The 25,383-nt window shown below is 46.7% G+C and carries 21 protein-coding genes and 1 tRNA gene; 15 read left to right on the top strand and 7 right to left on the bottom strand.

What is annotated here, in order from left to right:
* Positions 1 to 211: 211 nt before the first annotated feature.
* The 3 genes from glgC to malQ are packed head-to-tail and all read left to right on the top strand — an operon-like array spanning position 212 to position 4,663.
* Complete coding sequence (glgC, locus tag A1359_RS06595) at positions 212 to 1,492, top strand: glucose-1-phosphate adenylyltransferase (protein ID WP_066979872.1); 1,281 nt, start codon at positions 212 to 214, stop codon at positions 1,490 to 1,492.
* Entirely contained in the window at positions 1,482 to 3,170 is a 1,689-nt protein-coding gene (locus tag A1359_RS06590) for a glycoside hydrolase family 57 protein (protein WP_066979869.1), read from the top strand. The genes glgC and A1359_RS06590 overlap by 11 nt, the downstream gene beginning before the upstream one ends.
* Positions 3,171 to 3,184: 14 nt before the next feature.
* On the top strand, positions 3,185 to 4,663 hold the full coding sequence (gene malQ / locus A1359_RS06585; RefSeq protein WP_066979867.1) for a 4-alpha-glucanotransferase: 1,479 nt from the start codon (positions 3,185 to 3,187) through the stop codon (positions 4,661 to 4,663).
* A 61-nt stretch (positions 4,664 to 4,724) separates the two neighbouring features.
* On the opposite strand, the gene A1359_RS06580 is transcribed toward malQ, so the two are convergent.
* The 3 genes from A1359_RS06580 to msrA all read right to left on the bottom strand — a co-directional run bounded on the left by A1359_RS06580 (position 4,725) and on the right by msrA (position 8,589).
* A complete protein-coding gene (locus tag A1359_RS06580) occupies positions 4,725 to 5,585 on the bottom strand; it encodes a quinoprotein dehydrogenase-associated putative ABC transporter substrate-binding protein (protein WP_066979864.1) in 861 nt (286 codons plus the stop codon).
* Between the two features lie 90 nt (positions 5,586 to 5,675).
* Entirely contained in the window at positions 5,676 to 7,526 is a 1,851-nt protein-coding gene (locus A1359_RS06575) for a methanol/ethanol family PQQ-dependent dehydrogenase (RefSeq protein WP_066979861.1), read from the bottom strand.
* A 430-nt stretch (positions 7,527 to 7,956) separates the two neighbouring features.
* Positions 7,957 to 8,589, bottom strand: a complete 633-nt coding sequence (gene msrA, locus A1359_RS06570; protein WP_066979858.1) for a peptide-methionine (S)-S-oxide reductase MsrA — start codon at positions 8,587 to 8,589, stop codon at positions 7,957 to 7,959.
* Between the two features lie 77 nt (positions 8,590 to 8,666).
* Between msrA and hslO the strand changes: the two genes are divergently transcribed.
* On the top strand, positions 8,667 to 9,545 hold the full coding sequence (gene hslO / locus A1359_RS06565; RefSeq protein ID WP_066979856.1) for an Hsp33 family molecular chaperone HslO: 879 nt from the start codon (positions 8,667 to 8,669) through the stop codon (positions 9,543 to 9,545).
* 7 nt (positions 9,546 to 9,552) lie between these two features.
* Positions 9,553 to 10,326, top strand: coding sequence for a hypothetical protein (locus tag A1359_RS06560; protein ID WP_066979852.1), 774 nt, complete (start codon positions 9,553 to 9,555; stop codon positions 10,324 to 10,326).
* Between the two features lie 97 nt (positions 10,327 to 10,423).
* Here the strand turns inward: A1359_RS06560 and A1359_RS06555 are convergent, their stop codons facing one another.
* Positions 10,424 to 11,017, bottom strand: a complete 594-nt coding sequence (locus tag A1359_RS06555) for a nitroreductase family protein (protein ID WP_066979849.1) — start codon at positions 11,015 to 11,017, stop codon at positions 10,424 to 10,426.
* A gap of 415 nt (positions 11,018 to 11,432) precedes the next feature.
* Here A1359_RS06555 and A1359_RS06550 point away from each other — a divergent pair, with 415 nt between their 5' ends.
* The gene (locus A1359_RS06550) at positions 11,433 to 12,689 is read left to right on the top strand and encodes a cobyrinate a,c-diamide synthase (protein WP_232322139.1); all 1,257 of its coding nucleotides are present in this window, start codon (positions 11,433 to 11,435) and stop codon (positions 12,687 to 12,689) included.
* Positions 12,690 to 12,901: 212 nt separating this feature from the next.
* Positions 12,902 to 12,988: transfer RNA gene (locus tag A1359_RS06545), tRNA-Leu, on the top strand.
* Between the two features lie 72 nt (positions 12,989 to 13,060).
* On the opposite strand, the gene A1359_RS06540 is transcribed toward A1359_RS06545, so the two are convergent.
* Positions 13,061 to 13,363: a hypothetical protein gene (locus A1359_RS06540; RefSeq protein WP_066979844.1), complete on the bottom strand. Its 303-nt coding sequence runs from the start codon at positions 13,361 to 13,363 to the stop codon at positions 13,061 to 13,063.
* 167 nt (positions 13,364 to 13,530) lie between these two features.
* Here A1359_RS06540 and A1359_RS06535 point away from each other — a divergent pair, with 167 nt between their 5' ends.
* Both A1359_RS06535 and A1359_RS23615 read left to right on the top strand, forming a co-directional pair.
* A complete protein-coding gene (locus A1359_RS06535) occupies positions 13,531 to 13,995 on the top strand; it encodes an IS3 family transposase (protein ID WP_332310069.1) in 465 nt (154 codons plus the stop codon).
* Complete coding sequence (locus A1359_RS23615) at positions 13,976 to 14,275, top strand: DDE-type integrase/transposase/recombinase (protein ID WP_066979838.1); 300 nt, start codon at positions 13,976 to 13,978, stop codon at positions 14,273 to 14,275. The genes A1359_RS06535 and A1359_RS23615 overlap by 20 nt, the downstream gene beginning before the upstream one ends.
* 98 nt (positions 14,276 to 14,373) lie before the next feature.
* Here A1359_RS23615 and A1359_RS06525 read toward each other — a convergent pair whose 3' ends face one another.
* Both A1359_RS06525 and A1359_RS06520 read right to left on the bottom strand, forming a co-directional pair.
* Positions 14,374 to 14,640, bottom strand: coding sequence for a BrnA antitoxin family protein (locus A1359_RS06525; RefSeq protein ID WP_066979835.1), 267 nt, complete (start codon positions 14,638 to 14,640; stop codon positions 14,374 to 14,376).
* The gene (locus A1359_RS06520) at positions 14,624 to 14,923 is read right to left on the bottom strand and encodes a BrnT family toxin (protein ID WP_066979832.1); all 300 of its coding nucleotides are present in this window, start codon (positions 14,921 to 14,923) and stop codon (positions 14,624 to 14,626) included. The genes A1359_RS06525 and A1359_RS06520 overlap by 17 nt, the downstream gene beginning before the upstream one ends.
* Positions 14,924 to 15,439: 516 nt before the next feature.
* Here A1359_RS06520 and A1359_RS06515 point away from each other — a divergent pair.
* From A1359_RS06515 to A1359_RS06490, 6 genes are all read left to right on the top strand, one after another.
* Positions 15,440 to 16,840 carry a CmpA/NrtA family ABC transporter substrate-binding protein gene (locus A1359_RS06515; RefSeq protein WP_066979829.1) on the top strand — a complete coding sequence of 467 codons (1,401 nt, stop codon included), beginning with the start codon at positions 15,440 to 15,442 and terminating at the stop codon, positions 16,838 to 16,840.
* Positions 16,841 to 17,132: 292 nt separating this feature from the next.
* Entirely contained in the window at positions 17,133 to 18,146 is a 1,014-nt protein-coding gene (locus A1359_RS06510; RefSeq protein ID WP_066979827.1) for an ABC transporter permease, read from the top strand.
* A gap of 10 nt (positions 18,147 to 18,156) precedes the next feature.
* On the top strand, positions 18,157 to 19,920 hold the full coding sequence (locus A1359_RS06505) for an ABC transporter ATP-binding protein (RefSeq protein ID WP_198159284.1): 1,764 nt from the start codon (positions 18,157 to 18,159) through the stop codon (positions 19,918 to 19,920).
* Between the two features lie 39 nt (positions 19,921 to 19,959).
* Positions 19,960 to 21,270 carry an alginate export family protein gene (locus tag A1359_RS06500; RefSeq protein ID WP_066979823.1) on the top strand — a complete coding sequence of 437 codons (1,311 nt, stop codon included), beginning with the start codon at positions 19,960 to 19,962 and terminating at the stop codon, positions 21,268 to 21,270.
* Positions 21,271 to 21,390: 120 nt separating this feature from the next.
* On the top strand, positions 21,391 to 22,608 hold the full coding sequence (locus A1359_RS06495; protein WP_066979819.1) for an NAD(P)/FAD-dependent oxidoreductase: 1,218 nt from the start codon (positions 21,391 to 21,393) through the stop codon (positions 22,606 to 22,608).
* Between the two features lie 10 nt (positions 22,609 to 22,618).
* Positions 22,619 to 25,297 (top strand): nitrate reductase, encoded by a 2,679-nt coding sequence (locus tag A1359_RS06490; RefSeq protein ID WP_066979816.1) that lies wholly within the window; start codon positions 22,619 to 22,621, stop codon positions 25,295 to 25,297.
* The last annotated feature ends 86 nt before the right edge of the window (positions 25,298 to 25,383 follow it).

The raw sequence follows: 25,383 nt of genomic DNA, 5'->3' as shown, positions 1-25,383 counted from the left end.
ACAGCGCCTCAGTTATAGTTAGTTATTAGAAGGGAGCAGGAACCTTAAAGATGATGGGGTGGCCACATCACAGCGTTTGGGTTTTTACTTTTTAGTCAAGAGTAACGATAATGAACCAGCGCGGCAAGTAGAACTAAAAACAAATCTGTTGAAAATTGTTTTATAGTCCGTTTTCAACAGCATAAAAAAGCTAATTTTGGAGAAGAATAAAATGTCAGTCGACAACAATCAGCAACCGCCCAGAAGGATCAATGAATTAACTCGCAATACCATTGCCCTGATTTTGGCAGGTGGACGAGGCTCTAGACTTAAGCAAATGACCGATTGGCGTGCCAAACCGGCTGTACCGTTTGGGGGTAAATTCCGCATCATCGATTTCCCCTTATCCAACTGCATCAACTCTGATATTCGTAAAATTGGTATTTTGACACAGTATAAGGCTGATTCGTTGATTCGACATATCCAGCAAGGTTGGGGCTTTTTACGCGGTGAGTTCGGTGAGTATGTCGATTTGATGCCTGCTCAACAGCGCCATGACGAACATTCCTGGTATCAAGGTACAGCCGATGCGGTGTTCCAAAATATTGATATTCTGCGTGCGCGTAATCCGGAGTTTGTTCTGGTACTGGCTGGCGATCACATTTACAAAATGGATTACGCAGCCATGATTGCCGATCATGTTGCTAACCAAGCCGACTTGACTATTGGTTGTATAGAAGTACCTCTGGAAGAAGCCAAAGCGTTTGGGGTTATGGATGTTGACGACAATAGACGGGTCAGGGCTTTTGTAGAAAAACCGGAAAACCCACCGTTAATGCCAGGCAGGGAAAATACTGCACTGGCCTCTATGGGGATTTATGTTTTCAATGCCGGATTTCTGTTCGAGCAACTGATTAAAGATGCAGATACAAAAGGTTCCAGCCGCGATTTTGGAAGAGATATCATTCCTGCGATTATTGATAAATACCGCCTTAATGCCTATCCATTTCTTGATTTGCAAAGTGGCCAACAAAGTTATTGGCGCGATGTCGGTACCATTGATGCCTATTGGTCGGCTAACATGGAGTTAATTGGGGTCAAGCCGGATCTGAATTTATACGACAATACCTGGCCTATTTGGACTTATCAGGAGCAAACACCGCCCGCCAAGTTTGTATTTGATGATGACGATAGACGCGGCCAAGCCATCGATTCTATGGTATCCGGTGGCTGTGTCATTTCAGGATCCGTAGTGCGTCATTCATTATTGTTTTCACAAGTGCGGGTCAATTCCTACAGCGAAGTAAACAATTCGGTAGTCTTGCCTGAAGTTAACATTGGTCGACATTGTCGGATCAACAAGGCGATTATCGAAAAGGCTTGTCAAGTTCCTGAAGGTACCGTGATCGGGGAGAATAGAGCTGACGATGAAAAACGATTTTATGTCAGCGAGGGCGGGGTGGTGTTGGTGACCCCGGAGATGTTAGGGCAAAAACGGCACTATGTCAGATAAACCCCTGAAGCTGGTGCTGTGTTGGCACATGCACCAGCCTGAGTACAGGGACACATCCAGCGGCGAATTCAAATTACCCTGGACATATTTACATGTCATCAAAGACTATGTCGACATGGTGGCGCACTTGGAGGCTGTGCCTACAGCGAAGGCAGTCGTCAATTTTGCGCCCATACTGTTGGAGCAAATCGAAGATTATTCCAATCAAGTTAGTGCTTTTCTGCAAGACCGTATCGGCATCAAAGATCCTCTATTAGCGGCGCTGGTTGACCCCAGCATTTCTGCTGATCCTGAAAAACGACTTAAACTAGTACATGATTGCCGTAAAGCCAGCAGAGAGCGGCAGATCAATCGTTACCCGATGTTTCGTAAGCTCACGGAAATGGCTGAGTGGATACAGTCTCATCAAGATGCGATAAATTATGTTAACTCACAATTTATCACTGATATTTTGGTCTGGTATCATTTGGCATGGATGGGGGAAACCGTCAAATTAACGGATACTCGGGTGCAGCGCCTGATAGAAAAGGGTAGTGGTTTTTCCCTGCATGACCGCATCGAGATCCTTGAGATTATTCGTGATTTGCTATCCAAGGTGCTCTATCGCTATAAATCTCTTGCCAGAAAAGGTCGGATTGAATTATCGGTGACACCCTATGCGCACCCCATTATGCCATTGATGCTTGATCTGAACAGCGCTTTGGATGCTACGCCGCAGGCCTTGATGCCGGTATTGGAAGCTTATCCGGGCGGTGAGCAGCGGGTGCAATGGCATTTGGCTAAAGGTGTCGAAACTTTCAAGCATTTCTTCGGTTTTGAACCGCAAGGTTGCTGGCCTTCGGAAGGTGGTATAAGTGCAGCAACCCTAAAGACATTATCCGATTTCGGTTTTAAATGGGCGGCGAGTGGCGGCAATGTACTGCATAATAGTTTGCAGGCCTCTGGTTTTAATGATGTCGGCTCCTTACATCACCCGTTTAAGCTAGCATCAACCGATATAGCCTGCTTTTTTCGTGACGATGGGTTATCGGATTTAATTGGTTTTGAATATTCAAAATGGCATGCGGATGATGCCGTTGCCGATTTGATTCAGCATTTGGAAAACATTTCCGATTTGACTGAGCCCGGATCGGTGGTTTCCATCATTATGGATGGTGAAAATGCCTGGGAATATTTTCCTGATAACGGTTATCATTTCCTAACGGCTTTATACCAGCGATTGGCCGACCATCCCCTGATAGAATTAACCACTTTTTCTGCATGTTTGGAAAGCAAAGTGCCGATAAAGCCTTTGTCGCAGCTGGTTGCTGGTAGTTGGGTGTATGGTTCATTTTCTACCTGGATAGGCGATGCCGATAAAAACTGCGGCTGGGATATGCTAGGGGATGTGAAAAAAGCTTTCGATAGAGTGGTCTCCGAAGGTCGGATATCTGAGTATCAACAAGCGGTTGCCGAACAGCAGTTAGCGATCTGCGAAGGTTCAGATTGGTTTTGGTGGTTTGGTGATTACAATCCAGGTGAGGCTGTCAGTGATTTTGAAAGGCAATATCGTTTGAATTTGACTAATCTTTATCGGCTTTTAGGCGAAGAGCCACCCGCATATCTGGCTTTGGCGTTTACTCAAGGTTCGGGAGCGCCTGTCATGGGCGGTGCCATGCGACGTGGAAATGAAATTTAATTTAACAGGAAAATATGAGTGTTCTCTTAGATAAACGCCGTGCCGGAGTGTTGTTGCACATTAGCTCCTTACCTGGAAAAAATGAGTCTGGCGACCTGGGGCCAGAGGCGTTCAATTTTGTTAATTTTCTGCATGATGTAGGTGCAACTGTTTGGCAGACTTTACCATTAGGTATGCCGCACGGTGACGGTTCTCCGTATCAATGTCTTTCTGCTCATGCAGGTAATCCTGCTTTTGTCAGTATTGAGTGGTTAGAGCAAAAAGGTTGGTTGCCGTCTGCAGAAAACTGCAGTGAATGTCACGGTGGGCATTTATTCTGGAAAAGCTGCTTAATAGCTAAAGCTTTTTATGGTTTTCAAACAGTTGCCAGTGAAGCCGATCAACAGGATTTTAAAACGTTTTGTAAAGAAAAAGCCGATTGGTTGGATGATTTTGCTTTGTTTATTACTTTGCGGAATGTGTTTGGGCATAAATGTTGGAATCAGTGGCCGGTAGCCTTAAAGCAACGTCAACCACAGGCGTTAAAGGAATCAAGGCAGTTGTTAAAGGTGGTGATTGAGGGTATCAAGTTTGAACAATTTGTGTTTTTTAAGCAATGGCACGAATTAAAAGCCTATGCTGAACAGAAAAGTGTGTTGTTGTTTGGCGATATTCCGATTTTTGTTTCTTATGATAGTGCTGACGTCTGGGCTAATCGGGAAGTATTTAAACTAAACCAAGCGGGTGAAATGGATGTTGTCGCTGGGGTGCCGCCAGATTATTTCTCCGAATTCGGCCAACGTTGGGGAAACCCGCATTACGACTGGACGTTCTTGCGCAAAACCAACTATCGCTGGTGGCTGGATCGGATTAAAAGTCAGAATGAAATGTTTCATATTCTGCGGATTGATCATTTTCGAGGTCTGGAAGCAGCTTGGGAGATCCCTGCAGATGAAGATACCGCTATCAATGGTCAATGGGTCACGGCACCGGGCGCAGAGCTGTTAAAAACGATACAAAAGGAGTTTCCGGACCTGGCCTTGATCGCAGAAGATTTAGGGATTATTACCGAGGAAGTGGAAGCCCTGCGAGATGACTTTAATCTACCTGGCATGAAAATTTTGCAGTTTGCTTTTGATGGGCATCCTGACAATCCGTATTTACCGATGAATTTTGACCACAATAGTGTGGCTTATACCGGTACCCACGATAATGATACTACGCTAGGCTGGTTTGAAAGTCTGGGTGATGCGGAAAAACAACGAGTTTACGACTATTTGGGTTGGTCAACACTGCCTATGCCTTGTGCGTTGGTGCATGCTGTGTTGGGGTCGCCGGCAAATTTGGCAGTCATACCGATGCAGGATATTCTGTTATTAGGTTCTGCCGATCGCATGAATACCCCAGGCACTACTGAAGGGAATTGGCGCTGGCGCTTCGAGTGGTCCCAATTGACCGAAGAAAATGCCGGTCGTTTTGCGCATTTTATCGGTATGTTTAACAGACACGAATAAAAAGGCCGGTTGTAATAGTTTTGGGGTGCCCGAACTGCAGCACCCCAAAAGTCTTCATAGCTTAATCATCGTCGTCTTTTTTTACCGCTTGCGCAGGAATAGGCAGCAACGGAATGCCATAACTGCCGATAATGCTCTGAATTTCAGGCATGTTTTTGTCTATCAAATCGTTCAATTGTTGTTTGCGGGCGTTATCACCATGACGCACACCCATAGCAATAGAGAAATCAAACTTCATGTCAGGCGTGGATTCCATCGGTATGACAATATAACTGTCTTTAGGGCTTTGTGACTTTACATAGCCTGCCATAGGTCCCCACAAAATCACCATATCGATCGTGCCTGCACGAAGGTCTTTGTCAATCTGCATGGCTACGTTGTGTTCACTATCACCTGTCATGCTTTGATAGGGGATGCCTTGTGCCAATAAGCCGTTTTTTTGTAACCAGGTTGTGCCAGGACCACGGTCGAACATGGCAATTTTTAACAATTCCTGTTTTTGCAGCGGCAGGTTGGCCAATTGCGTAGCAGCGGTAATATCATCCCAGCCACGATCTTTTGCAATCAGCAAAGCATAAGTGGAATGAAAATAGGGTTTGCTGGTTTCGGTTAAATCGTATCCGGACGGTACGCCCATCACAACATCACATTTAAAGCCGTCGCCGTTTTCGTTTTCTGCTTTTAAGGTGTTGCGAATAAAGCCAATTCTGGCCGGTAACCAGAAGTATTCGACCTCCTGATTTAATTGTTTGGCAAACAGCGCGGCGATTTTATTTTCATAGCCATCTAGCTGTTTGGTGGAATAAGGTGGGTTCAATGGGTCTGCGCAAACTCTAAACTTTTCTTCAGCTTGAGCAGTGAAGCTAGAGCCAGCTAAACAGCACAAAAATAGATGTTTTGTAATGGATGGGAGTTTTCTCATCGAAGTTTCCTTTGGCATTGGGTGACATAAAAAAGCCTTGGTCGATTGCTCGACCAAGGCTTGTGTTGCTAAAATCTAAAAAAACTAGATTTATTTAGGTAGTGCAAACACAGTCAGTGTACCACCCAATTTGGTGTAGGAACTTAAGCTTCTGTATGCACCTACTGCACCCAAACCTTCTGAGTTGGTAGAGTTGGAGCCGTCATCCAGGCCTGCAGCAATACCGATACCTGCCCAGCCACCGATACCTGACAGAACGCCAACGTATTGAGTGCCTTCGAATTCCCAGGTATTGACGTTACCGATGATGCCTGATGGGGTTTTGAATTTGTACAATTCTTTACCGGTTTTAGCATCAACTGCTTTCAAGTAGCCTTCCAATGTACCGTAGAACACCACGCCGCCAGCCGTTGCAACCGAACCTGACCAAACAGAGAACTGCTCTTTGTTAGACCAAGCGATTTTGCCGGTTTTAGCGTCATAGGCAGTAAACTGACCCAGGTTAGTGCTGTCGTCTTTTTTACCAGTCAGTACATCAGCGCCCGCTGGCATCATAGACAGTGTAGCACCTACATAAGGCTGACCTGCGGTGTAAGACACTTCAAACGGTTCGTACTCCATGCACAAATGGTTGCCTGAAATATAGAACAGGCCGGTTTGTGGTGAGTAAGACACGGGTGCCATGTTTTTAGCACCTAAAGCAGCAGGGCATGTGCCTACTGTATTGACGTCTTCACCATTGTGCTCGGTAGAAAACTCAGGCACAACTTCAGGACGACCTGATTTCATGTCGACGTGTGAAGCCCAGTTTACAGACTTGTCGAATTTCTCAGCAACCAACAGTTCGCCAGTTTCACGGTCCAGGGTGTAGCCAAAGCCGTTACGGTCGAAATGCACGATAGTTTTGTGCATTTTGCCTTTTACTTCTTGGTCAACCAGAACTGTTTCGTTGATACCGTCATAATCCCACTCATCGTGTGGAGTCATTTGGTAAACCCATTTCACTTCGCCTGTGTCTGCGTCACGAGCCCACAAAGACATAGACCATTTGTTGTCACCAGGACGTTGTGTTGGATTCCAAGTAGATGGGTTGCCTGAGCCGTAGTAAATCAGGTTCAGTTTAGGGTCGTATGAATACCAACCCCAGGTTGTGCCACCACCGATTTTCCATTGATCACCTTCCCAGGTGCTCAAGCTGGAGTTTTCGCCCACAGGTTGGACTTTGCCATCTTTCCACGCAGTGGATTTTTTAGGGTCAATCAAAGTATCTTTGTCAGGACCCATGCTGTAGCCTTTCCACGCCAGTTGGCCGGTGCGGATGTCGTAAGCCACCAAGAAACCACGTACACCAAACTCACCGCCAGAAATACCGGTAATGACTTTGTCTTTAACGACGATAGGCGCATTAGTGTTGGTCATACCCAATTTTGGGTCGCCGTTTTGCACGCTCCATACGCGTTTACCGGTTTTGGCATCCAAAGCGGTCAGAACGGTATCAGATTGTTGCAGGAAGATTTTGCCGTCGCCATAAGCCAAACCACGGTTAACGGTATCGCAGCACATGACAGGAATGGTAACGTCAGCATCCATAGTCGGTGTGAATTCCCAAATAACCGATTGGGTTTTTTGGTTGATCGCGTAAACAGTGTTAGGGAAAGGCGTGTGGATGAACATGACGTCATTAACAATCAGAGGACCGCCCTCGTGACCACGCAGAACGCCGGTAGAGAAAGACCATGCAGGTTGCAGGTTTTTAACGTTTTGAGTATTGATTTCTGACAGTTTGCTATAACGAGTACCGGCATAATCGCCACCCCAAGTTGCCCAGTTAGCAGGGTCTTGAGTCAGTTTTTCTACGTCGTTGTTCGCAGTTGATACTACTGGTGCAGCAAGTAAAGTAGCTACTGCTGAAGCAAGCAGCCAGTTTTTTACAGGCTTCATATGTTTCCTCCCGGTAATCTGCTGAAAGACAGAGTACGTTTTATATTGTTAAGACTAATATTAGTTTTCAAAGCTTTGAGTTGGATGACAGTCTTCTGTGTCTTTAATCGGCTGACGCCGTGCCCAGTTGGAAAGCCAAACCAGTTGCGTAAATTGAAGGATTTTCTCCTAAAAGTCAACCTGAATAACGCTTGTGCCGACCCGGTTTACGAATAAGTCCAGGTCAAATAATAGTTTACCGAATCATTGCTTAAATGCCAGGCAGAATTATTGTGCTAGTTTTTATGACAGATTTACTGGTTTTAGCGTTGTTTATCTTAATTTTCTGAGTTGAGATCAAAGTTCAAGATGGTGATCTGGTGGCATTTAGTAACAAGTATGGGATTCGATGAATTTTGCCAAGCAGTTCATTTAAGTTAATGGCAGAGGGCTAAGCAAAATTTATCCCCAAGCCACCTAGTCCGCAATAACCTTGCGGGATTTTGGCTAGATATTGTTGATGCTCGTCTTCTGCATAATAAAAAATGGCTGCCTGGCGGATTTCGGTAGTGATACAGCCTAAGCCAGCGGCTTGCAGTTTGGCCTGATAGTGCTCGCGGGTTTTTAGGGCAATCTCTTGTTGCGCATCATCGAAAAAATCAATGCTGGAGCGGTATTGAGTGCCGACATCGTTGCCCTGACGCATGCCTTGAGTTGGGTTGTGCGATTCCCAAAAAAGCTGTAGCAAATCTTGGTAGCCGATAATGTTCGGATCGAAAATAACCCGCACGACTTCGTTATGCCCCGTCATGCCGGTACAAATTTCCGCATAGCTGGGATTGGGCGTGTAGCCACCGGCATAACCAACCGTGGTGCTAAATACTCCTGCTTGTTGCCAAAATTTGCGCTCCGCCCCCCAAAAGCAACCCATGCCAAATTGCGCCAGTTGCATGTGGGCTGGAAATGGCGGCACGATAGGGTTGCCGGTCACAAAATGCTGTATGGCGGTTGTCATGGGTTGAGCTCTGCCGGGTAAGGCTTGCTCTGGTTGGGGTAGGGTGGTTTTATTAAATAAAAAACTCATGGTGTATTGATCCGATGTCGAATGAAGCGAGCAGGAGGATTATAATCCCTGGTCTGCTTAAAACTTGCCATAACAAAATGAATCAACAAGACTGTTTAATACGTTTTTTATTTGAAGAACTAGGGGTGCGGGGTGAATGGGTGCGGCTTGAAAAAAGCTGGCAACAAGCTAAACAGCATCAAACTCTAGTTAATGCTGCCGTTGAATCGCAATTAGGCCAGGCGTTGGCAGCGGTTGTACTATTGTCGGCGACCATCAAATTTAAAGGGTCTATGGTCATGCAGATTCAGGGGGGCGGAGAATTAAAAGCGTTGGTGGCGCAATCCACCAACGAACGCATGATACGCGGCTTGGTACGAAGTGAAGTTCAAGTTAATGGCGCTAACCTGCAACAGATGATAGGCGAGGGCGGCCGGTTGGTGTTGACGGTGGAGTCTGAAAATGCCCAGCCTTATCAAGGTGTTGTTGGTTTGGATCAGCAAGATTTGGCAGGCGCATTGCGGACTTATTTTAATCAATCCGAACAACTCGATACCCGTTTATGGCTGTTTGCTAATGAAACCTGCGCCGCAGGTTTGTTCATTCAAGAACTGCCGGGCGAGCATCACGATAAATCCGATTGGCAGCATATCGAAATACTGGCAAATACCGTCACTGAAGAAGAAATATTGACGCTGGATTGTGAGCAACTGCTGCACCGATTATTTCATGAGGAAGTGGTTAGGCTTTACGAGCCAGAAGGTGTTGAATTTAAGTGTAATTGCTCCCGGCAGAAAATCGGCAGTACTTTGGCAGCATTGGGGCGGTCAGAGTTGGAGGCTATATTGCAAGAACGTAAGACCATAGAAGTGGATTGTCAGTTTTGCGGCGAGCAGTATCTGTTTGATAAAGTCGACGTGGAAAATCTGCTCACTAATCCAGATAGCATTGAGAACGACTCATCGACTCGGCACTGAGGTTGCCATGCATAAAATTAAACGCTATTTTCGTCTGTGCCTAATGGCTTTATTTCTGATAACACAGACGGGTTGTTTGGAATGGTTGCACGCCTACCAGACCTATTTGCAAATGGCAGAATTCGATCGCTATTTTACAGTAACGGCAGTAGACGACTTTACCGTGCACTTTAAAGAACCAAGGCTGTATGCTGACGACTTTATTGCTTTAGCCAAGTTGCATGCCACCACTGAAGAGCAAACGCCAGATGGCAAGCATTGGCGCTATTGGTTTCGTAAACTCGACCAAAACAGTCAGTTGGAGAAGCCGGAAATTAGTTTTTATGTGGATTTGGTTTTTAACAAGGAAGACGAAGTTACCGAGATGTCGTTTTCAAAAATGTTTTTGCAAATTGCCCCATCTGAGTTTCTTGAAGCCTCATTTAGATCCTTGGGAGGAGCCGATATTAATGAAGGCAAAAGACAGTTAAGGGCTAAAGCAGAATTTGTGGGTAAAGTTTCGGCTGAATTACCGAAAAAAGCCGCTGTAGTTGCACATCTGGGTAAGCCTTTGGAAATCACGGATGAGGAAAAGCAGGAAATTTATAAATATCATTTTCGCCTCGATGTGCGGGATATTGAAGAAGGCTATGAAGACAGAGCCTTGAGTGAGGTTAGGTTGACGTTTGATAAAGCCACTACCGAGTTAGAGAAAATGGCTGGTCGTTTTGCCGGGTTGAAAATTTCAATCAATTATCGCAATTTTCAGGAAGAAGATGACAATAAGGCAGAGGCTTTGTAAGCTCGAACCCGGTGTTGGCGGTAGAGTTTTTCTCTGGGCAATACTCACTAAATTTCGCCCACCTGTTTGACAAAGGTGGACGGAATTTTAGAGCGCTTTATTCTTTCCATGCGCCAAAATAAAAAAGATCCTCTAAAGGCTTTCGAGAGCGTTCTTTTAATTCTGTTTGCATAAGTTCGGAGTTTAATTGCTCAGCCGGTGCTTGGTAACCCACTGCAATGACCGACATAGGCGTACAGTTATCGGGTAAATTGAAAAGTTGTCGGCATTTTTCGGCGTCAAAGCCGCCCATCTGGTGTGTGATCAAGCCCATTGCGGTAGCTTGCAGGCACAAACTGATACTGGCAGCACCTGTATCGTATGATGACCAGCGATTAGGTTTATCATTATGAGCAAATTCATGCATGGCCACTGAGAGAATTAACATGGGTGCATTTTGAGCCCACAGCTGATTTTTTTCACCCAAACTGCCGAGTAATTTTTCCCAGGCTCTGGTGTCACTGGATTTATTGCAAACAAGAAACCGCCAGGGTTGATCATTAAAGCAAGACGGGGCCCAGCGAGCCGCTTCCAGCAAGGCATCTATTGTTTGCTGGTCTATAAATTTGTCTGCAGCAAAAGAGCGCGGACTCCAGCGATTCTCAATGATGTCATGGAGTGGAACGCTGCTAACAGCTGGTTTGGTTTGCATGAGAGTTACCTTCAGTGAATCTTTTCTGGAGGCTTTAGCGTAGCACAAACGCTGTTGTCACAGCCATGAGCCATAAAATTTACAAACGAGTACAGCGGCAATATTCCTTTTGTTTAGGCTTGTAATCAACAGCCTGGGTTTGGGCTGTGCCAATATTTGCATACAGCGGCTATAAAAGTGCTAGCTTTGTATTTACTTTCGCTATTCCATCAACCAGACTCTGGAACTTCAACCATGAAAACCCTAGCTACTAGCGTTGCGATTTGGGCGTCTATATTTTCACCCAGCTTGAGTGCAATGTTTCTGAGCTTAACTTTTTCCTCGATTGGGTTGTCTGAATGATGCTATGCACTAAAAGCCCCTGGGCGCAGTTTTTCATTACCCTATTAAATTGCGAAAGCTAAAACCATAAATCATGGCTATTCCTATGTTAAACAGGCGTTGTCCGGCTATGTTGATTAGCGCTCCGGCTTCCGGTCAAGGCAAAACCACAATTACCGCGGCATTGGCTTATTACCATCGCAGCCAAAATCGTAAAGTGCGAGTCTTTAAAGCTGGACCGGATTTTATTGATCCGCAAATTTTGGCGTATGCATCAGCTGATTCTGTGTATCAACTCGATCTGTGGATGATGGGTGAAGCGCATTGCCGCGAATTGTTATATCACGCTGCCAGCGAGGCTGATGTGATTCTGATCGAAGGCGTGATGGGCTTGTACGATGGTGATAGCAGTAGCGCCGATCTGGCGCAAACTTTTGCTGCAGTGGCCTATGGTTTGGCGAATTACCGCTCGCATTTGGCATTCGCCGGGGTGATTGCCAACAAGGTTGGCAGCATTGGTCATGCCCAATTGCTGCAAGAAGCGCTGCCCGCCAGCATGACTTTTTTGGTCGCTATGGCCAAGGATGCAGGTGTCGGCTTGCCGTCCCGTCATTTGGGGTTACTGCAAGCTGATGAAATCGTCGATCTGGATCTGGATCTGCGCCTGCAACGTGCCGCGCAATTGTTGACGGAATACACTCCTTGTCGGCTGCCTGAGCCGGTGGTTTTTAGTCCTGTCGAAATAGTGCAACTACCGCGTTTGTTGGCTGGCAAACGGATTGCGGTAGCCCGTGATGCGGCATTTTCATTTATCTATCAGGCTAATCTGGATTGTCTGCGAGACTTGGGCGCTGAGCTGCTGTTTTTTTCACCGCTGGCAGATCAAATCTTGCCGGAAGTCGACAGTATCTATCTACCCGGCGGTTACCCCGAGCTACATTTGCAAACCCTGGCCAATAACAAGGCTATGAAGCAAGCTTTGAGTGAGCATCACATGGCGAACAAACCAATTTACGCAGAATGTGGCAGCTTTCTGTATTTACTGAGTCGTCTGGTAGACAAAGATGGCCATGCAGCCGAGATGGCGGGTCTGTTGCAGGGTAGTGCGCGTATGCAAAGCAAATTGGTAAATCTGGGTATGCACAGCCTGCATTTGGAGCATGGTGAAAGCCGTGGTCACAGTTTTCATCATTCACAACTGGAAACCGATATGGCTATTTTTACAATGTCTATACCGCAACGTTCGCGAGGCCGTGCCGAAGGGTTTTACCGTGACGGCTCGTTGCAGGCGTCGTATCTGCATCTATATTTTCCGTACAACCCGCAAGCGGCTGCAGGATTGTTCTTGTAAGTGAACTGGAGAAGCTTGCGCATTGTGTTTACAGTGGTTGGGTATGTAAAGTCCGTTCATGCCGCCATGATTCCAATATCCACGCATCCAGGCTCATCTCAGCTAGGAAATACAGCCCTTTGTTCAGGCTCATGTGTCATTGGACAAGGCTAAGGATTGACAATCCCAAAAAAAGCCTTAAAATGCCGGTTCTTCCCCGATTACGAGGGAATGCCGAGGTGGTGAAATTGGTAGACGCGCTAGCTTCAGGTGCTAGTAGGGGTAACCCTGTGGAGGTTCAAGTCCTCTCCTCGGCACCATCACTTATGTTTCCTTAGTTTTCAGTAACTTAGGAGGTAAAAACAAAGGTAATGGTATACACGTTCTTTGCTCTATTTGTAGTGTGAGCTTCTGATTATTTCTCTCTCGTTTTCTACGTCTTGCAAGAAGCGAGCAGTTGCCTTTACGTCCTCCTTATATCGTAACTCATTAGCCTCTTTTCGTTCTTTTTCTGCTTTCTTAATCTTTGCGCTTAAAACTGCTATGCGCTTGGCGTGTGCGCTTTCTTTTTCCTTGAGTTGCTGCTTTGCAAGCTCTTGGCTCCTTGCAATCTCTTCTTCTGTTTTTACTTTGTAAACTAATATACATGTCCTGCCGCTTTGTGTGCGGCCATTGTCACGACTGGGTCGTGTCATATCTGTTACCGTTTTGGTCGATGTATGCAAATATGTCGGCATTAGCGCATGTAAGCGTTAAGCAAAGTAAAGTGATGGTTTTTAATAGGAATGGCTGTGCTTAACTGTGGATAGTGCCTTGTCTCTAGTGTGGTATCAAGAAAAAGAAAAACAACCGATGAGACGAAATACCGGCCGACAAAGCCGAACAGATTTTCAGCGAACATAAATCGATTTATGGCTCACGCCGGTTATCCGATGAATTGAACAAACAAGGCTTTACCGTGGGGCGATTTAAAACGCGACGTCTGATGCAAGAACGAGAGTTGGCTGTACGTTATACCCAAGGGGGCAGACCCCCCAAAAAATTCAAAGTAACGACAGACAGTAATCATGATGAGACGATTTCGCCCAATCGGCTTAATCGACAATTCAAGGTTGCTAAACCTAACCCAGTCTGGACAACGGATATCACCTACGTCTGGACCTTACAAGGCTGGCTTTACGTGGCTGTGGTCATCGATTTATTTTCCCGCCAAGTGGTGGGTTGGGCGATTGATGATCATATAGCCAGAGGGCACAAGTGCGGACTTCGCTCTGTGTCAGGGCCTTGCAAATACCCAAAGGGCACAAGTGGCTTTTTGGCGCCGTAAACCACCACCTGGCCTGCTACATCACTCAGATCGTGGTAGCCAGTATGCCAGCCACGATTACCGAGAACATTTGGCAGTGATGGGCATGGAGCAAAGCATGAGTCGCAAGGGTAATTGTTGGGAGGGTCTGCCCCTTGGGTATAATTCGCCAACCGAACGATTTTTCCGTAGTTTGAAACATGAACAGCTTCATTACGAAACATTCAAAACCCAGGATACAGCGAAACTGAGCGTGATCGATTATTTAGCTTTCTACACTGGGCTATCAATCCCCGCTTGAATTCGAACGGGAATATTTTAAACACGCTGCCTGAATAAGTGTCCGGTTTTTGTTGACCATTACATGGTTAAGGCGGCTTAATAGCTTTTGCCGCGCAATTACTGGCTATGTAGTTTTTCCTGCAACCATATTTTAATAAGTGACTGGTATGGCACATCCCGAGAATTTGCTGCTGCTTTGATCGAATCAAGTAGGTGCTGAGGAAGTCGCAGTGAAATCGTTTTTGTCGTTGGCTTTAAGTTCGGGAGCACTATTCGCTGCGCTTTCGTCCAATCCAGATAATCAGTGGAGTCATGATTTTCCCAAAATGCCTGTTCTTCCGCTTCATTTAAAAATTCGGGAACTGTTTTAAGTTGTTTGTTCATAAATAGTACGCTCCTTTCTGTGCATGTCTCTGGCTGATATAACGCGTATTTTTTCGCCAGCATTACGCAGAGTGAAAGTGATATGCAATGTCCTGTCTTCATTTGTCTTGCCGAGTGCGTGAAAGCGACACTCGGCAAGGCTGTGTTTGGTATCGTCAATTACAAGGAGTGGTTCATTGAAGAAAATCTGCTCTGCTTCGGCCATTGAAACGCCGTGTTTGTCGTTTTTGCGAAAGCTTCCTTCATCCCAATCAAAAGCCGTAATTTTAGTAAGATCCATCATGTTTGTATATTATGAAGATATACATTCATGGTCAAGTATATTTATGTGGGATGTATTGGAGGGTTTTTGATTGATAGTTTCCAATGTACTTATACATTAGTCATCCTGCGAGATAGCTCTTGGTTTGACTTGAATTCAGGCTATAGAACAAATTCTGTTTAATTCTATTCTCCCCTCCTAAGCACTTAATCGCACCACTCAAGTGCAAAAAATCCACAAAGTGTTTCATTTTTGGGCGTGTTGTTTGAGTTTATTTCGATATGGCAAAATAAATCGTGCTATCAGTTACAAGCTAATGAGCATGCAAGGTAATGATTTACATATAAAATATAAATAGAGTGCCGAAATAATTACAACTTGGCATTCAGTTTGCTTTGTATATTGCAACGCTCCAAAGTAGGAGCCACATTTTTCGCTCGCAGTAGAGCTAACCAGACAAAGGCGTCTGTTGTGTATGGGTTTTACCCGTCTCACAACGACGCCTTTTTTATTTTCTGTTGCTTTTAGGACTTCACTATGAAAAACACCAAAACCTGTATTCAGAACAAGCTTTTACTGGCCTTGTCAGCCACATTACTTATGTCAGGCTTGGGATTAGCCCCTGATGCAACCGCGGCCGGCAAACTGGAAAAAGAAGATTTGAAATTTGGCTTTATCAAACTCACTGATATGGCGCCGTTAGCGGTAGCCGCAGAAAAAGGCTTTTTTGAAGACGAAGGTTTGTTCGTACAAATCGAAGCTCAAGCTAACTGGAAAGTGTTATTGGATCGGGTCATCAATGGCGAGTTGGATGGTGCGCATATGCTGGCCGGTCAACCTTTAGGGGCCGCGATTGGTTTTGGCACCAAAGCCGACATTATTACCGCCTTTAGCATGGATTTAAACGGCAACGCCATCACCGTCTCAAACGACATCTGGAATCAGATGAAACCGCATCTGCCGATGGAGGCTGGTAAACCGGTGCATCCGATTAAAGCCGATGCCTTAAAGCCTGTGGTCGAGCAATATAAAAAGGCTGGCAAGCCATTCAATATGGGCATGGTATTCCCGGTCTCCACACATAACTACGAATTACGTTATTGGTTGGCGGCGGGTGGCATCAAGCCCGGTTATTACGCACCACCGCAAGATATTAGTGGTCAAATCAATGCCGACGCACTGTTATCGGTAACACCGCCACCGCAAATGCCGGCGACTTTAGAAGCTGGCACCATTTACGGCTATTGCGTGGGTGAGCCGTGGAATCAACAAGCGGTTTTTAAGGGTATAGGCGTGCCGGTGGTGACGGATTATGAGATATGGAAAAACAATCCGGAAAAAGTATTTGGCGTCAGTCAAGTCTGGGCCGACAAATATCCCAATACCCATAAAGCGGTAGTCAAAGCCTTAATTCGCGCCGCGATGTGGCTGGATGAGGATAACAACAAAAATCGTAAAGAAGCCGTGGAAATTTTGGCGCAAAGCCAGTATGTGGGCGCCGATGCAGAAGTATTGGCTAATAGTATGACTGGCACTTTCGAATACGAAAAAGGCGACAAACGCCCGATGCCGGATTTCAACACCTTTTTTCGTAACAACGCCACCTATCCGTATTACAGCGATGCGATCTGGTATCTGACTCAAATGCGTCGCTGGGGTCAAATCAACGAATTCAAACCTGATAACTGGTATTTGGAAACCGTGAAAAAAGTTTACCGCCCGGATATTTACATGGCAGCGGCTAAAGAATTAGTGGCGGAAGGCAAAGCTAAAGCCAGTGATTTCCCCGCTGAATCTGAATCCGGCATCAAGCCACCACAATCAGGTTTTATCGACGGCATCGTCTACGACGCCAGCAAGCCTAACGATTATCTGGCTAAATTCGCCATCGGTTTGAAAGCCAAGCAAACCGTATCCGGCGGCAAGGTTGTGGAATAACTAACTCTGATGGAGGCTCTGAAAATGGATTTCATTTGATACAGGGATGTGTCTTTTTTATGAGTTTCGACGACTTGCTACGGTGATTTTTATGGTTCCCATGCTCTGCGTGGGAATCCACTAGAGGACGCTCCAGCGTCCCTAACCGCAAAGCGGTTCAAGATGCGTTCCCACGCGGAGCGTAGGAACGATAAAAGTCACCCCGGTGCTCGGCGCGGCATAAGGGGAATAAAACCCAATAAGGCCAGGGATGCAAACAGATTTCATCAAAAAACACAGATAGGTAATCACGATGAGTAACAAACTAATTAAATTTTTCAATATCACCGGCCTGACCTGGTTTGTGCCGTTGGTCAAAATGGCTGCGGGTGAAAACCCTAGCCAACAAATCCGCCAACTGTGGTTAATCATGGGGGTGCCCATTATTGCCTTTATCTTGTTTCTGGGGTTGTGGAGTGTTTCTGCCGCCCGCATCAATACCAGTCTGGGCACCATTCCTGGCCCGGTGGCGGTTTGGCATGAGGCGGAAGGCTTAGTTGACGAACATGCTGCCGAACGGTTGAAAAAGGCCGAATTTTATCAACGTCAGGATGAGCGTAATCAGAAAAAACTGGTTGAAGATCCAAAGGCAGAAATCAAGTTTCGTCCCTATACCGGTAAATCGACTTATCTGGACCAAATCATTACCAGTTTAGTTACCGTATTCGCCGGTTTTCTGATCGCTACAGTGCTGGCGGTGCCATTGGGTATTTTGTGTGGCATGAGTCCTATATTCAACACGGCTATCAATCCATTGATCCAGATTTTCAAGCCGGTATCGCCACTGGCCTGGTTGCCGATTGTGACGCTGGTGGTCAGTGCTTTGTATGTCACCACGGACGATTCCTGGTTTGCCAAATCGTTTATCACCTCTGCGGTAACGGTAACCTTATGCTCGTTGTGGCCGACGCTGATCAACACCGCTGTTGGCGTATCTTCTGTTGATAGAGATTTGATCAATGTTGGCAAAGTGTTACGGCTGGATTGGCCTACCCAAATCAAACGCATCATTCTGCCATCGGCACTGCCTTATATTTTCACCGGCATGCGTTTGTCGCTGAGCGTGGGCTGGATGGTATTGATTGCCGCCGAGATGCTGGCGCAAAACCCGGGCTTAGGTAAATTCGTTTGGGATGAATTTCAGAACGGCAGTTCTAATTCCCTGAGTCGCATCATGGTGGCGGTATTCACTATCGGCATCATTGGTTTCATTCTCGATCGCATCATGCAGTCGTTACAAGCCGTGTTCTCGTTCAGCAAAATCTAAGGCGAAATTTATGAGCTCAGCAGCCCAAGCAAAAATTATCGACCTGGCCGTGCATAAGCAGGAAAGTGCCAGAATTCAACTAGTTGACTATCAGGCTCCTGCCTTGCTGACAGTCAAAGATGTTTGCAAGTCTTATGGTGAAGGCAAGCAGAAAACCTCGATTCTGAAAAATATTAATCTGGATATCAAAGACGGGGAATTCATCGCCATCGTTGGATTTTCCGGTAGCGGTAAAACCACGCTTATTTCTATGATTGCCGGTTTGATTCAGGCTGATAGCGGCGAATTATTGAAAAATGGCCTACCTATCAGCAAACCTGGCCCTGATCGTGGGGTGGTGTTTCAAAACTATTCATTGATGCCGTGGTTAACGGTTTACGAAAACGTGGCGCTGGCGGTTGATACGATTTTCAAAGACTGGACGCCAGAGCAACGCCGTGCTCATACCGAAAAATACGTCAACATGGTTAACCTGGGTCGGGCTATGGATAAAAAGCCGGGCGAATTGTCCGGTGGCATGCGGCAACGCGTCAATGTGGCGCGTGCCTTAGCGGCTAACCCCGACATTCTGTTACTGGATGAACCACTTAGCGCGTTAGATGCTTTGACTCGCGGTAACTTGCAGGATGAGATTCTGCAAATCTGGGAGCAAGATAAGAAAACCGTCATTCTGATTACCAATGATGTTGACGAAGCCATCTACATGGCTGATCGGGTAATTCCGCTCAACCCCGGTCCGGATGCGACTTTCGGTCCGGATTTTGTGATCAATCTGGAACGTCCACGCGATCGTACTGCACTGAATCATAACGAAGAATTCAAACATCTACGTGCCGAGATCACCCGATATTTAATGGATATTGGTATGCAGAAAACGCAGGAAGACAGTAGCGATAAGATCAAATTGCCGGATGTACGGCCCAATACCAGCAACGATTGGAAACTGGATACTTCGGCCTTGAAGCCCAAGCCGAATGATTTGGGCAAACCACGCTACCTGGAGTTTACCCAGTTATCGAAAATCTATCCGACACCTGACGGTAACAGCACAGTTAAAGTGGTGGACGGTTTTGATTTGAAAATGAAAAAAGGCGAGTTCATTTCCATCATTGGCCATTCAGGTTGCGGCAAATCCACGGTGTTGTCGATGACGGCCGGATTAAACGAAATTTCCGAGGGTGGCATTATTCTTGACAACCGCGAAATCGACGGCGCCGGTCCGGATCGCGGTGTGGTATTTCAGGCGCCCAGTTTGTTTCCCTGGTTGACAGCATTTGAAAACGTCATGCTGGGGGTGGACAAGGTTTACCCGCACGCCTCACAAACAGAGCGCGATGACATCGTCGAATACTATCTGACCAGGGTCGGTTTGACGGATTCAATGTACAAAAAAGCTGCCGACCTATCCAACGGTATGCGGCAACGGGTAGGTATTGCCCGCGCTTTTGCCTTGTCACCAAAATTATTGTTACTGGATGAACCCTTCGGCATGCTGGATTCGTTGACCCGTTGGGAATTGCAGGAAGTGTTAATGGATGTCTGGGAACGTACTCATGTGACGGCGATTGTAGTAACGCATGATGTTGACGAAGCCATTTTGTTGGCCGATCGGGTGGTGATGATGACTAATGGTCCGCACGCCAAAATCGGCAAAATCGAGGAAATCGATTTACCCCGGCCACGTAGCCGTAAAGCTTTGCTGGAACACCCCGACTACTACCGCTACCGCGAAAGTTTGCTGACTTTTTTGTCTGAGTGCGAACACAGCCATTAATTGTTTTAACTCATATTTTTATCTTCTCAAGGGGGCTTTATGCCGAAAAAAACCGTTCAGACATCGGTACGACTAATGCCAGCAGCATTGCTGTCGTTATCCGCCTCCAGCATGCCGGTACAGGCCGACTTTACCAAGGAAGTGGAAGACGCCTTGAATTTTTATGACAATGGCAACAAAGGCGCGGTAAACATGGATTTGAGATATCGCTGGGAAAATGTCAATCAGGATGCCGGTCCTGTTATTCCAGGATCTAATCCACCCAGAACAGTGGAAACGGCTAATGCCAATACCGCGCGTCTGCGTTTGGGTTATTTAACACCCACATTTTACGATTTGCAGGCATTTGCCGAATACGAAGGTAACTATGCCATGCAGGAAGATTATAACAGTACCCGTAATGGCCGTACCCAATACTCCGTCGTCGCCGATCCGGATAAGAGTGAACTGAACCAGTTTTGGTTGAGCTATAAAGGTATCCCGGATACCTTGGCAAAAGTGGGTCGCCAACGTATCAAGCTGGATGATGATCGCTTTATTGGTAACGTCGGCTGGCGACAAATGGAGATGACTTATGACTCTGTGTTGCTGATAAACCAGAGCCTTCCCGGTCTGACCGTCAAGGCCGGATATTTTGATAGTGCGCGCACCATATTTTCTACCAAGGAGAAGATGAACTCACCGATTTTGAATCTGAATTACAAAGTGGGGGAGTGGGGTAATTTGATTGGCTACGGCTATTGGCTGGATTTTCGTGAGCAGGAAAATTACGCCAAATCATCGCAATCTTATGGTCTGGGTTTTGAGGGCAAATCCCCGAAATTCTTCGACACTGTGAGTGCTATCTATGATGCAGAATGGAGTAATCAATCCAATTATGGCGACAATCCGAATCACTATCAGGTTGATCGTTTCAAATTTTTAGGCGGCGCAACGGCTTACAACGTGACACTGTCGGGCGCGATGGAGCAGTTGAATGGGTTGGGTTATAGCAATAATAAGGTTACGAATAATGGCAGTACCTACAAATCGTTCCAGACGCCTTTAGGTACCAACCATGCTTTCCAGGGTTGGGCCGATTTGTTTCTGACTACGCCTGCGAATGGTATTCGCGATGTGTTTGCTACCGCCAGCTACAAAATGATGAACGACAGTTTGATTTTTACCGGTGTTTATCATGACTTTTACGATGATACCGGCGTGGTGCAATACGGTAATGAATGGGATTTTTCTGTGATGAAAAAATTCGGCAAGCACTATTCTTTGTTAGCCAAATACGCTAATTACAACGCCGATAGTTTTGGCACTGATACGCAGAAAATCTGGTTAGAGGCGGATGTGAGTTTTTAGGCTATGGCTCTAGAGGTGGGCTGGGTTGAATGACATGAAACACGGCATGCAAAAGTTTTTGTGCCGGGTTTCGCTATGCCCCGCCTACATGTCCTTCATCTTCATTCGAGTACACTCATCATGAAACAAAAACTTGTCGTCATCGGCAACGGTATGGCCGGTATGCGTGCGGTTGACGAGTTGATCCAACTCGCAGCGGAAAAATATGACATCACTGTATTCGGCAGCGAGCCGCATGGAAATTACAATCGCATTATGCTGACGCCGGTGTTGTTCGGTGCTAAAAGCCTCAGCGACATCATGATTCATGATTTAGCCTGGTACCAGCGCAATAATATTAGCCTGCATTGCGGGGCAGATAAAACTGTGGTCGCAGTGGATAGAGTGAATCGCAGGGTGATTAGTCAAGACGGTACTGTGGCCGAATACGATAAGCTGTTAATTGCTACTGGATCGTTGCCATTAATGCTGGATATTCGCGGGCGAGAAGTAGAAGGTGTCATGGGGTTTCGCGATATTGCCGATGTCGAAACCATGATTGAAAAATCCCAGACCAAACAGCACGCGGTGATACTGGGTGGTGGTTTACTGGGGCTGGAAGCGGCCAACGGTCTGATGCAACGCGGTATGCAGGTTACGGTAGTCAACCGGGCCGGACATCTATTAAATCGGCAATTGGATGTTCAGGCCGCCGGTTTTCTAAAGCGAGAACTAGAAAGTAAGGGGATAGAATTTCGCTTGGGGGTGACGATTACAGAAGTGATCAGCGCAAACCAGCATATCTGCAAAGTCAGGCTCAGCGATAACACTCTCTTAGAGGCTGATATCCTGGTGATGGCCACCGGGATTCAACCCAACATCCGCTTGGGAATGGAGATGGGTTTAGCCTGCGAGCATGGCATTATCGTCAATGATCATCTACAAACCAGCGATCACAGAATTTATGCGATTGGAGAATGTGTACAACATCGCGGCGAAGTATTTGGCTTGGTAGCGCCGGTGTATGAACAGGCCAAGATTTGTGCGCAACAATTGGCCGGACAAGCATCCGCTGCTTACCAAACATTGCTGGCGGCAACCATGTTAAAAGTCACCGGCATTGATCTATTTTCGGTTGGCGACTTTGAAGGCGATGCAGATTGTCAGCAGCAGGTGCTGGTTGATCATGTGTTAGGTGTGTACCGCAAAATTGTTTTAAAAAACAATATCATCGTAGGCATGATCATGTATGGTGATACTAGTGATAGCGCCTGGTATTTGAGGCTGATAAAAAACAATATCAATGTTACCGCCATTCGCGATAAATTGATTTTTCAGCCGATCGAGTTGGCTGCCTGAGGACCCCAGGATGAATCCGAATAGCATTAAAACCACTTGCCCTTATTGCGGCGTGGGGTGTGGCATTGAGGCGACTGTGCTGGATGCCGGACAACATATCGTTAGCATCAAGGGCGATGATCAGCATCCGGCTAATTTCGGTAAGCTGTGTTCAAAAGGTGCAACCTTGGGAGATACGGTGAGTCTGGAAAATCGCTTGCTGTATCCGGAAATTAACGGTCAGCGCAGCGATTGGGACAGTGCGCTGACGCTGGTTGCGCAACGATTTAACCGTATCATTGCCGAACATGGCCCGGATGCGGTGGCGTTTTATGTTTCGGGGCAGTTACTGACTGAAGATTATTACGTTGCTAACAAACTGATGAAAGGCTTTATCGGTTCGGCCAATATCGATACCAATTCCAGGCTGTGCATGTCCTCGGCGGTCACCGGTTACAAGCGTGCTTTCGGCGCCGATATGGTGCCATGTTCTTACGAAGATTTGGAACAGGCCAAGTTAATCGTGTTGGTGGGTTCCAATGCTGCTTGGTGCCACCCGATTGCCTTTCAGCGTATTCGGCGGGCTAAGGAACAAAATCCGGCTTTGAAGGTTGTGGTCATCGATCCACGGATGACCAGCAGTTGCGATATTGCCGATTTACATCTGGCCATTAAGCCCGGTATGGATGGCTTGTTGTTCAACGGTTTGTTAGCGTATTTGGCTGAAACGGATACGCTGGATCAAGATTTTATCAATACTCACTGCGTAGGTTTTGCCGAAAGCTTGGCTGCGGCACAAGCCAGTGCGGGCGATTTTGCACAGTTGGCCGCCAACTGCGGCTTAGCGACGCATGATCTGGCGCAACTGTTTGCCTGGTTTGCCAGTACATCTAAAGTGGTAACCGTGTATTCGCAGGGCATCAATCAATCCAGCTCCGGTTCGGATAAATGCAATGCCATCATCAACTGCCACTTGGCTAGCGGTAAAATCGGCAAGCCCGGCAGCGGGCCGTTTTCATTTACCGGTCAACCGAATGCCATGGGTGGGCGGGAAGTCGGCGGATTGGCGAATACTTTGGCGGCGCATATGGATTTGGAAAATCCGCTGCATGTCGATCGAGTGGGTCGATTCTGGGGCAGCGATCGGGTTGCTAACCAGCAAGGTTTGAAGGCGGTTGATTTATTTGATGCGATTGCTGCAGGCAGCATCAAAGCCGTGTGGATCATAGCGACCAATCCAGTCGCATCGATGCCGGATGCTGATAAAGTGAAACGAGCTTTGCAACAATGCGAGTTTGTGGTGGTGTCGGATTGCATCGCCAATACCGATACCATCGCGCTGGCACAGGTAAAGTTACCTGCTAGTGGCTGGGGTGAAAAAGACGGCACCGTCACCAATCTGGAACGGCGTATTTCTCGGCAGCGGCCAATATTTAACCCGTACGGCGAAGCCAGGCCCGACTGGTGGATTATCAGCCAGGTTGCCAGCCGCATGGGTTTTGCCGGGTTTGCCTACCAAACGAGTGCCGATATTTTTAGAGAGCACGCCGCATTATCCGGTTTTGAAAATAACAGTGAATATGGCAAACGCGGCTTTGATATTTCTGCCTTTGCTGATATCGAGCAAGATCAATATGATGCTTTGCCTCCCATACAATGGCCGGTAACAAAAACTTCTAGTGCCGGTAGCGTGCGATTGTTTGGCGATGGACAATTTTATACCGATACAGGTAAAGCCCGTTTTATGGCTATTGTTCCGCGAGGTCCGGTCAATCAGCCCGATATCGACTATCCCTTTATCTTAAATACCGGTCGTCTGCGTGATCAATGGCACACCATGACGCGTACGGCTTTAGCCGCAAAACTCAATAGCCATCGCCCGGAGCCGCTGGTAGAAATCCATCCGGACGATGCGACTCGCTTGGGCTTAAAGCATCTGGGGCTGGCGCAAATCAAAAGCCACTGGGGCGAAATGCTGGCGCGGGTGGATATCACCCTATCCCAACAGCCCGGTAGTTTGTTTGTGCCTATGCACTGGACAGCACAACTCAGCAGTCTAGGCAGGGTAAACGCTTTGGTTAATCCGGTTGTTGATCCCTTATCCGGCCAACCAGAAAGCAAACAAACCCCTGTTAGCATTGAAGTTTGGCAACCTAAATGGCAAGCATTAGTTCTGTCAAGGCAGCCCTTGGATATAAGAGGTTGTGAATATCAGGTCAAAATTAAAGGTGATGGCTTTTGGCGTTATCAACTGGCCGGGCAAACAACTATTGCCGATTTACCCAACTGGAGTCGAGCAAACTTTCCGGGTTGCTCAGAGGAAGCAGACGATTTGTTGGAATTCAGGGATATCGATGTGGGTGATTATCGATTGGCACGCCTACAGGCTCAACAGTTATCGACTTATGTGTTTATTACTAATAAAGGCGAACTGCCAGAGCCCGGCTGGCTCTGCAGTCTGTTTGCCAAAACTGAACTCAATCGCAAGGAGCGTCTCAGTCTACTGAGTGGTCTGCCGCCGCAAGGTGAAATTGAGGTGGGAAGAACGGTTTGTTCCTGTTTTAGCGTCGGCGAAAAGACTATCTTGCAAGCCATCAAAACACATCAACTTGCCAGTGTAGCCGATATTGGCAGTTGTTTGAGCGCCGGCACCGGCTGTGGCTCCTGTGTGTCAGAGTTAAAAAGCTTATTGGATAGTGCTAAAAATTGATCATGATCATGCTCATAACCAGGGTGAGCAATGCTTATTTGCCCACCGTTTCTCTGGTTCCCACGCGTTGCGTCACTGCCATTAAG

This window comes from Methylomonas lenta (assembly GCF_001644015.1).
GTDB lineage: Bacteria > Pseudomonadota > Gammaproteobacteria > Methylococcales > Methylomonadaceae > Methylomonas > Methylomonas lenta.
Note: the sequence above shows the minus strand (reverse complement) of the source record. Positions and strands in the feature narration are given on the sequence as shown.

Coding starts and splice junctions, on each gene's coding strand:
- A1359_RS06580 (WP_066979864.1), bottom strand. CDS start 5,585: ATGAGAAAACTCCCATCCATTACAAAACATCTATTTTTGTGCTGTTTA.
- A1359_RS06515 (WP_066979829.1), top strand. CDS start 15,440: ATGAAAAACACCAAAACCTGTATTCAGAACAAGCTTTTACTGGCCTTG.
- A1359_RS06505 (WP_198159284.1), top strand. CDS start 18,157: ATGAGCTCAGCAGCCCAAGCAAAAATTATCGACCTGGCCGTGCATAAG.
- A1359_RS06500 (WP_066979823.1), top strand. CDS start 19,960: ATGCCGAAAAAAACCGTTCAGACATCGGTACGACTAATGCCAGCAGCA.
- glgC (WP_066979872.1), top strand. CDS start 212: ATGTCAGTCGACAACAATCAGCAACCGCCCAGAAGGATCAATGAATTA.
- malQ (WP_066979867.1), top strand. CDS start 3,185: ATGAGTGTTCTCTTAGATAAACGCCGTGCCGGAGTGTTGTTGCACATT.
- A1359_RS06540 (WP_066979844.1), bottom strand. CDS start 13,363: ATGACACGACCCAGTCGTGACAATGGCCGCACACAAAGCGGCAGGACA.
- A1359_RS06495 (WP_066979819.1), top strand. CDS start 21,391: ATGAAACAAAAACTTGTCGTCATCGGCAACGGTATGGCCGGTATGCGT.
- A1359_RS06555 (WP_066979849.1), bottom strand. CDS start 11,017: ATGCAAACCAAACCAGCTGTTAGCAGCGTTCCACTCCATGACATCATT.
- A1359_RS06510 (WP_066979827.1), top strand. CDS start 17,133: ATGAGTAACAAACTAATTAAATTTTTCAATATCACCGGCCTGACCTGG.
- msrA (WP_066979858.1), bottom strand. CDS start 8,589: ATGAGTTTTTTATTTAATAAAACCACCCTACCCCAACCAGAGCAAGCC.
- A1359_RS06590 (WP_066979869.1), top strand. CDS start 1,482: ATGTCAGATAAACCCCTGAAGCTGGTGCTGTGTTGGCACATGCACCAG.
- A1359_RS06525 (WP_066979835.1), bottom strand. CDS start 14,640: ATGAACAAACAACTTAAAACAGTTCCCGAATTTTTAAATGAAGCGGAA.
- A1359_RS06560 (WP_066979852.1), top strand. CDS start 9,553: ATGCATAAAATTAAACGCTATTTTCGTCTGTGCCTAATGGCTTTATTT.
- hslO (WP_066979856.1), top strand. CDS start 8,667: ATGAATCAACAAGACTGTTTAATACGTTTTTTATTTGAAGAACTAGGG.
- A1359_RS06520 (WP_066979832.1), bottom strand. CDS start 14,923: ATGATGGATCTTACTAAAATTACGGCTTTTGATTGGGATGAAGGAAGC.
- A1359_RS06550 (WP_232322139.1), top strand. CDS start 11,433: ATGGCTATTCCTATGTTAAACAGGCGTTGTCCGGCTATGTTGATTAGC.
- A1359_RS06575 (WP_066979861.1), bottom strand. CDS start 7,526: ATGAAGCCTGTAAAAAACTGGCTGCTTGCTTCAGCAGTAGCTACTTTA.
- A1359_RS06490 (WP_066979816.1), top strand. CDS start 22,619: ATGAATCCGAATAGCATTAAAACCACTTGCCCTTATTGCGGCGTGGGG.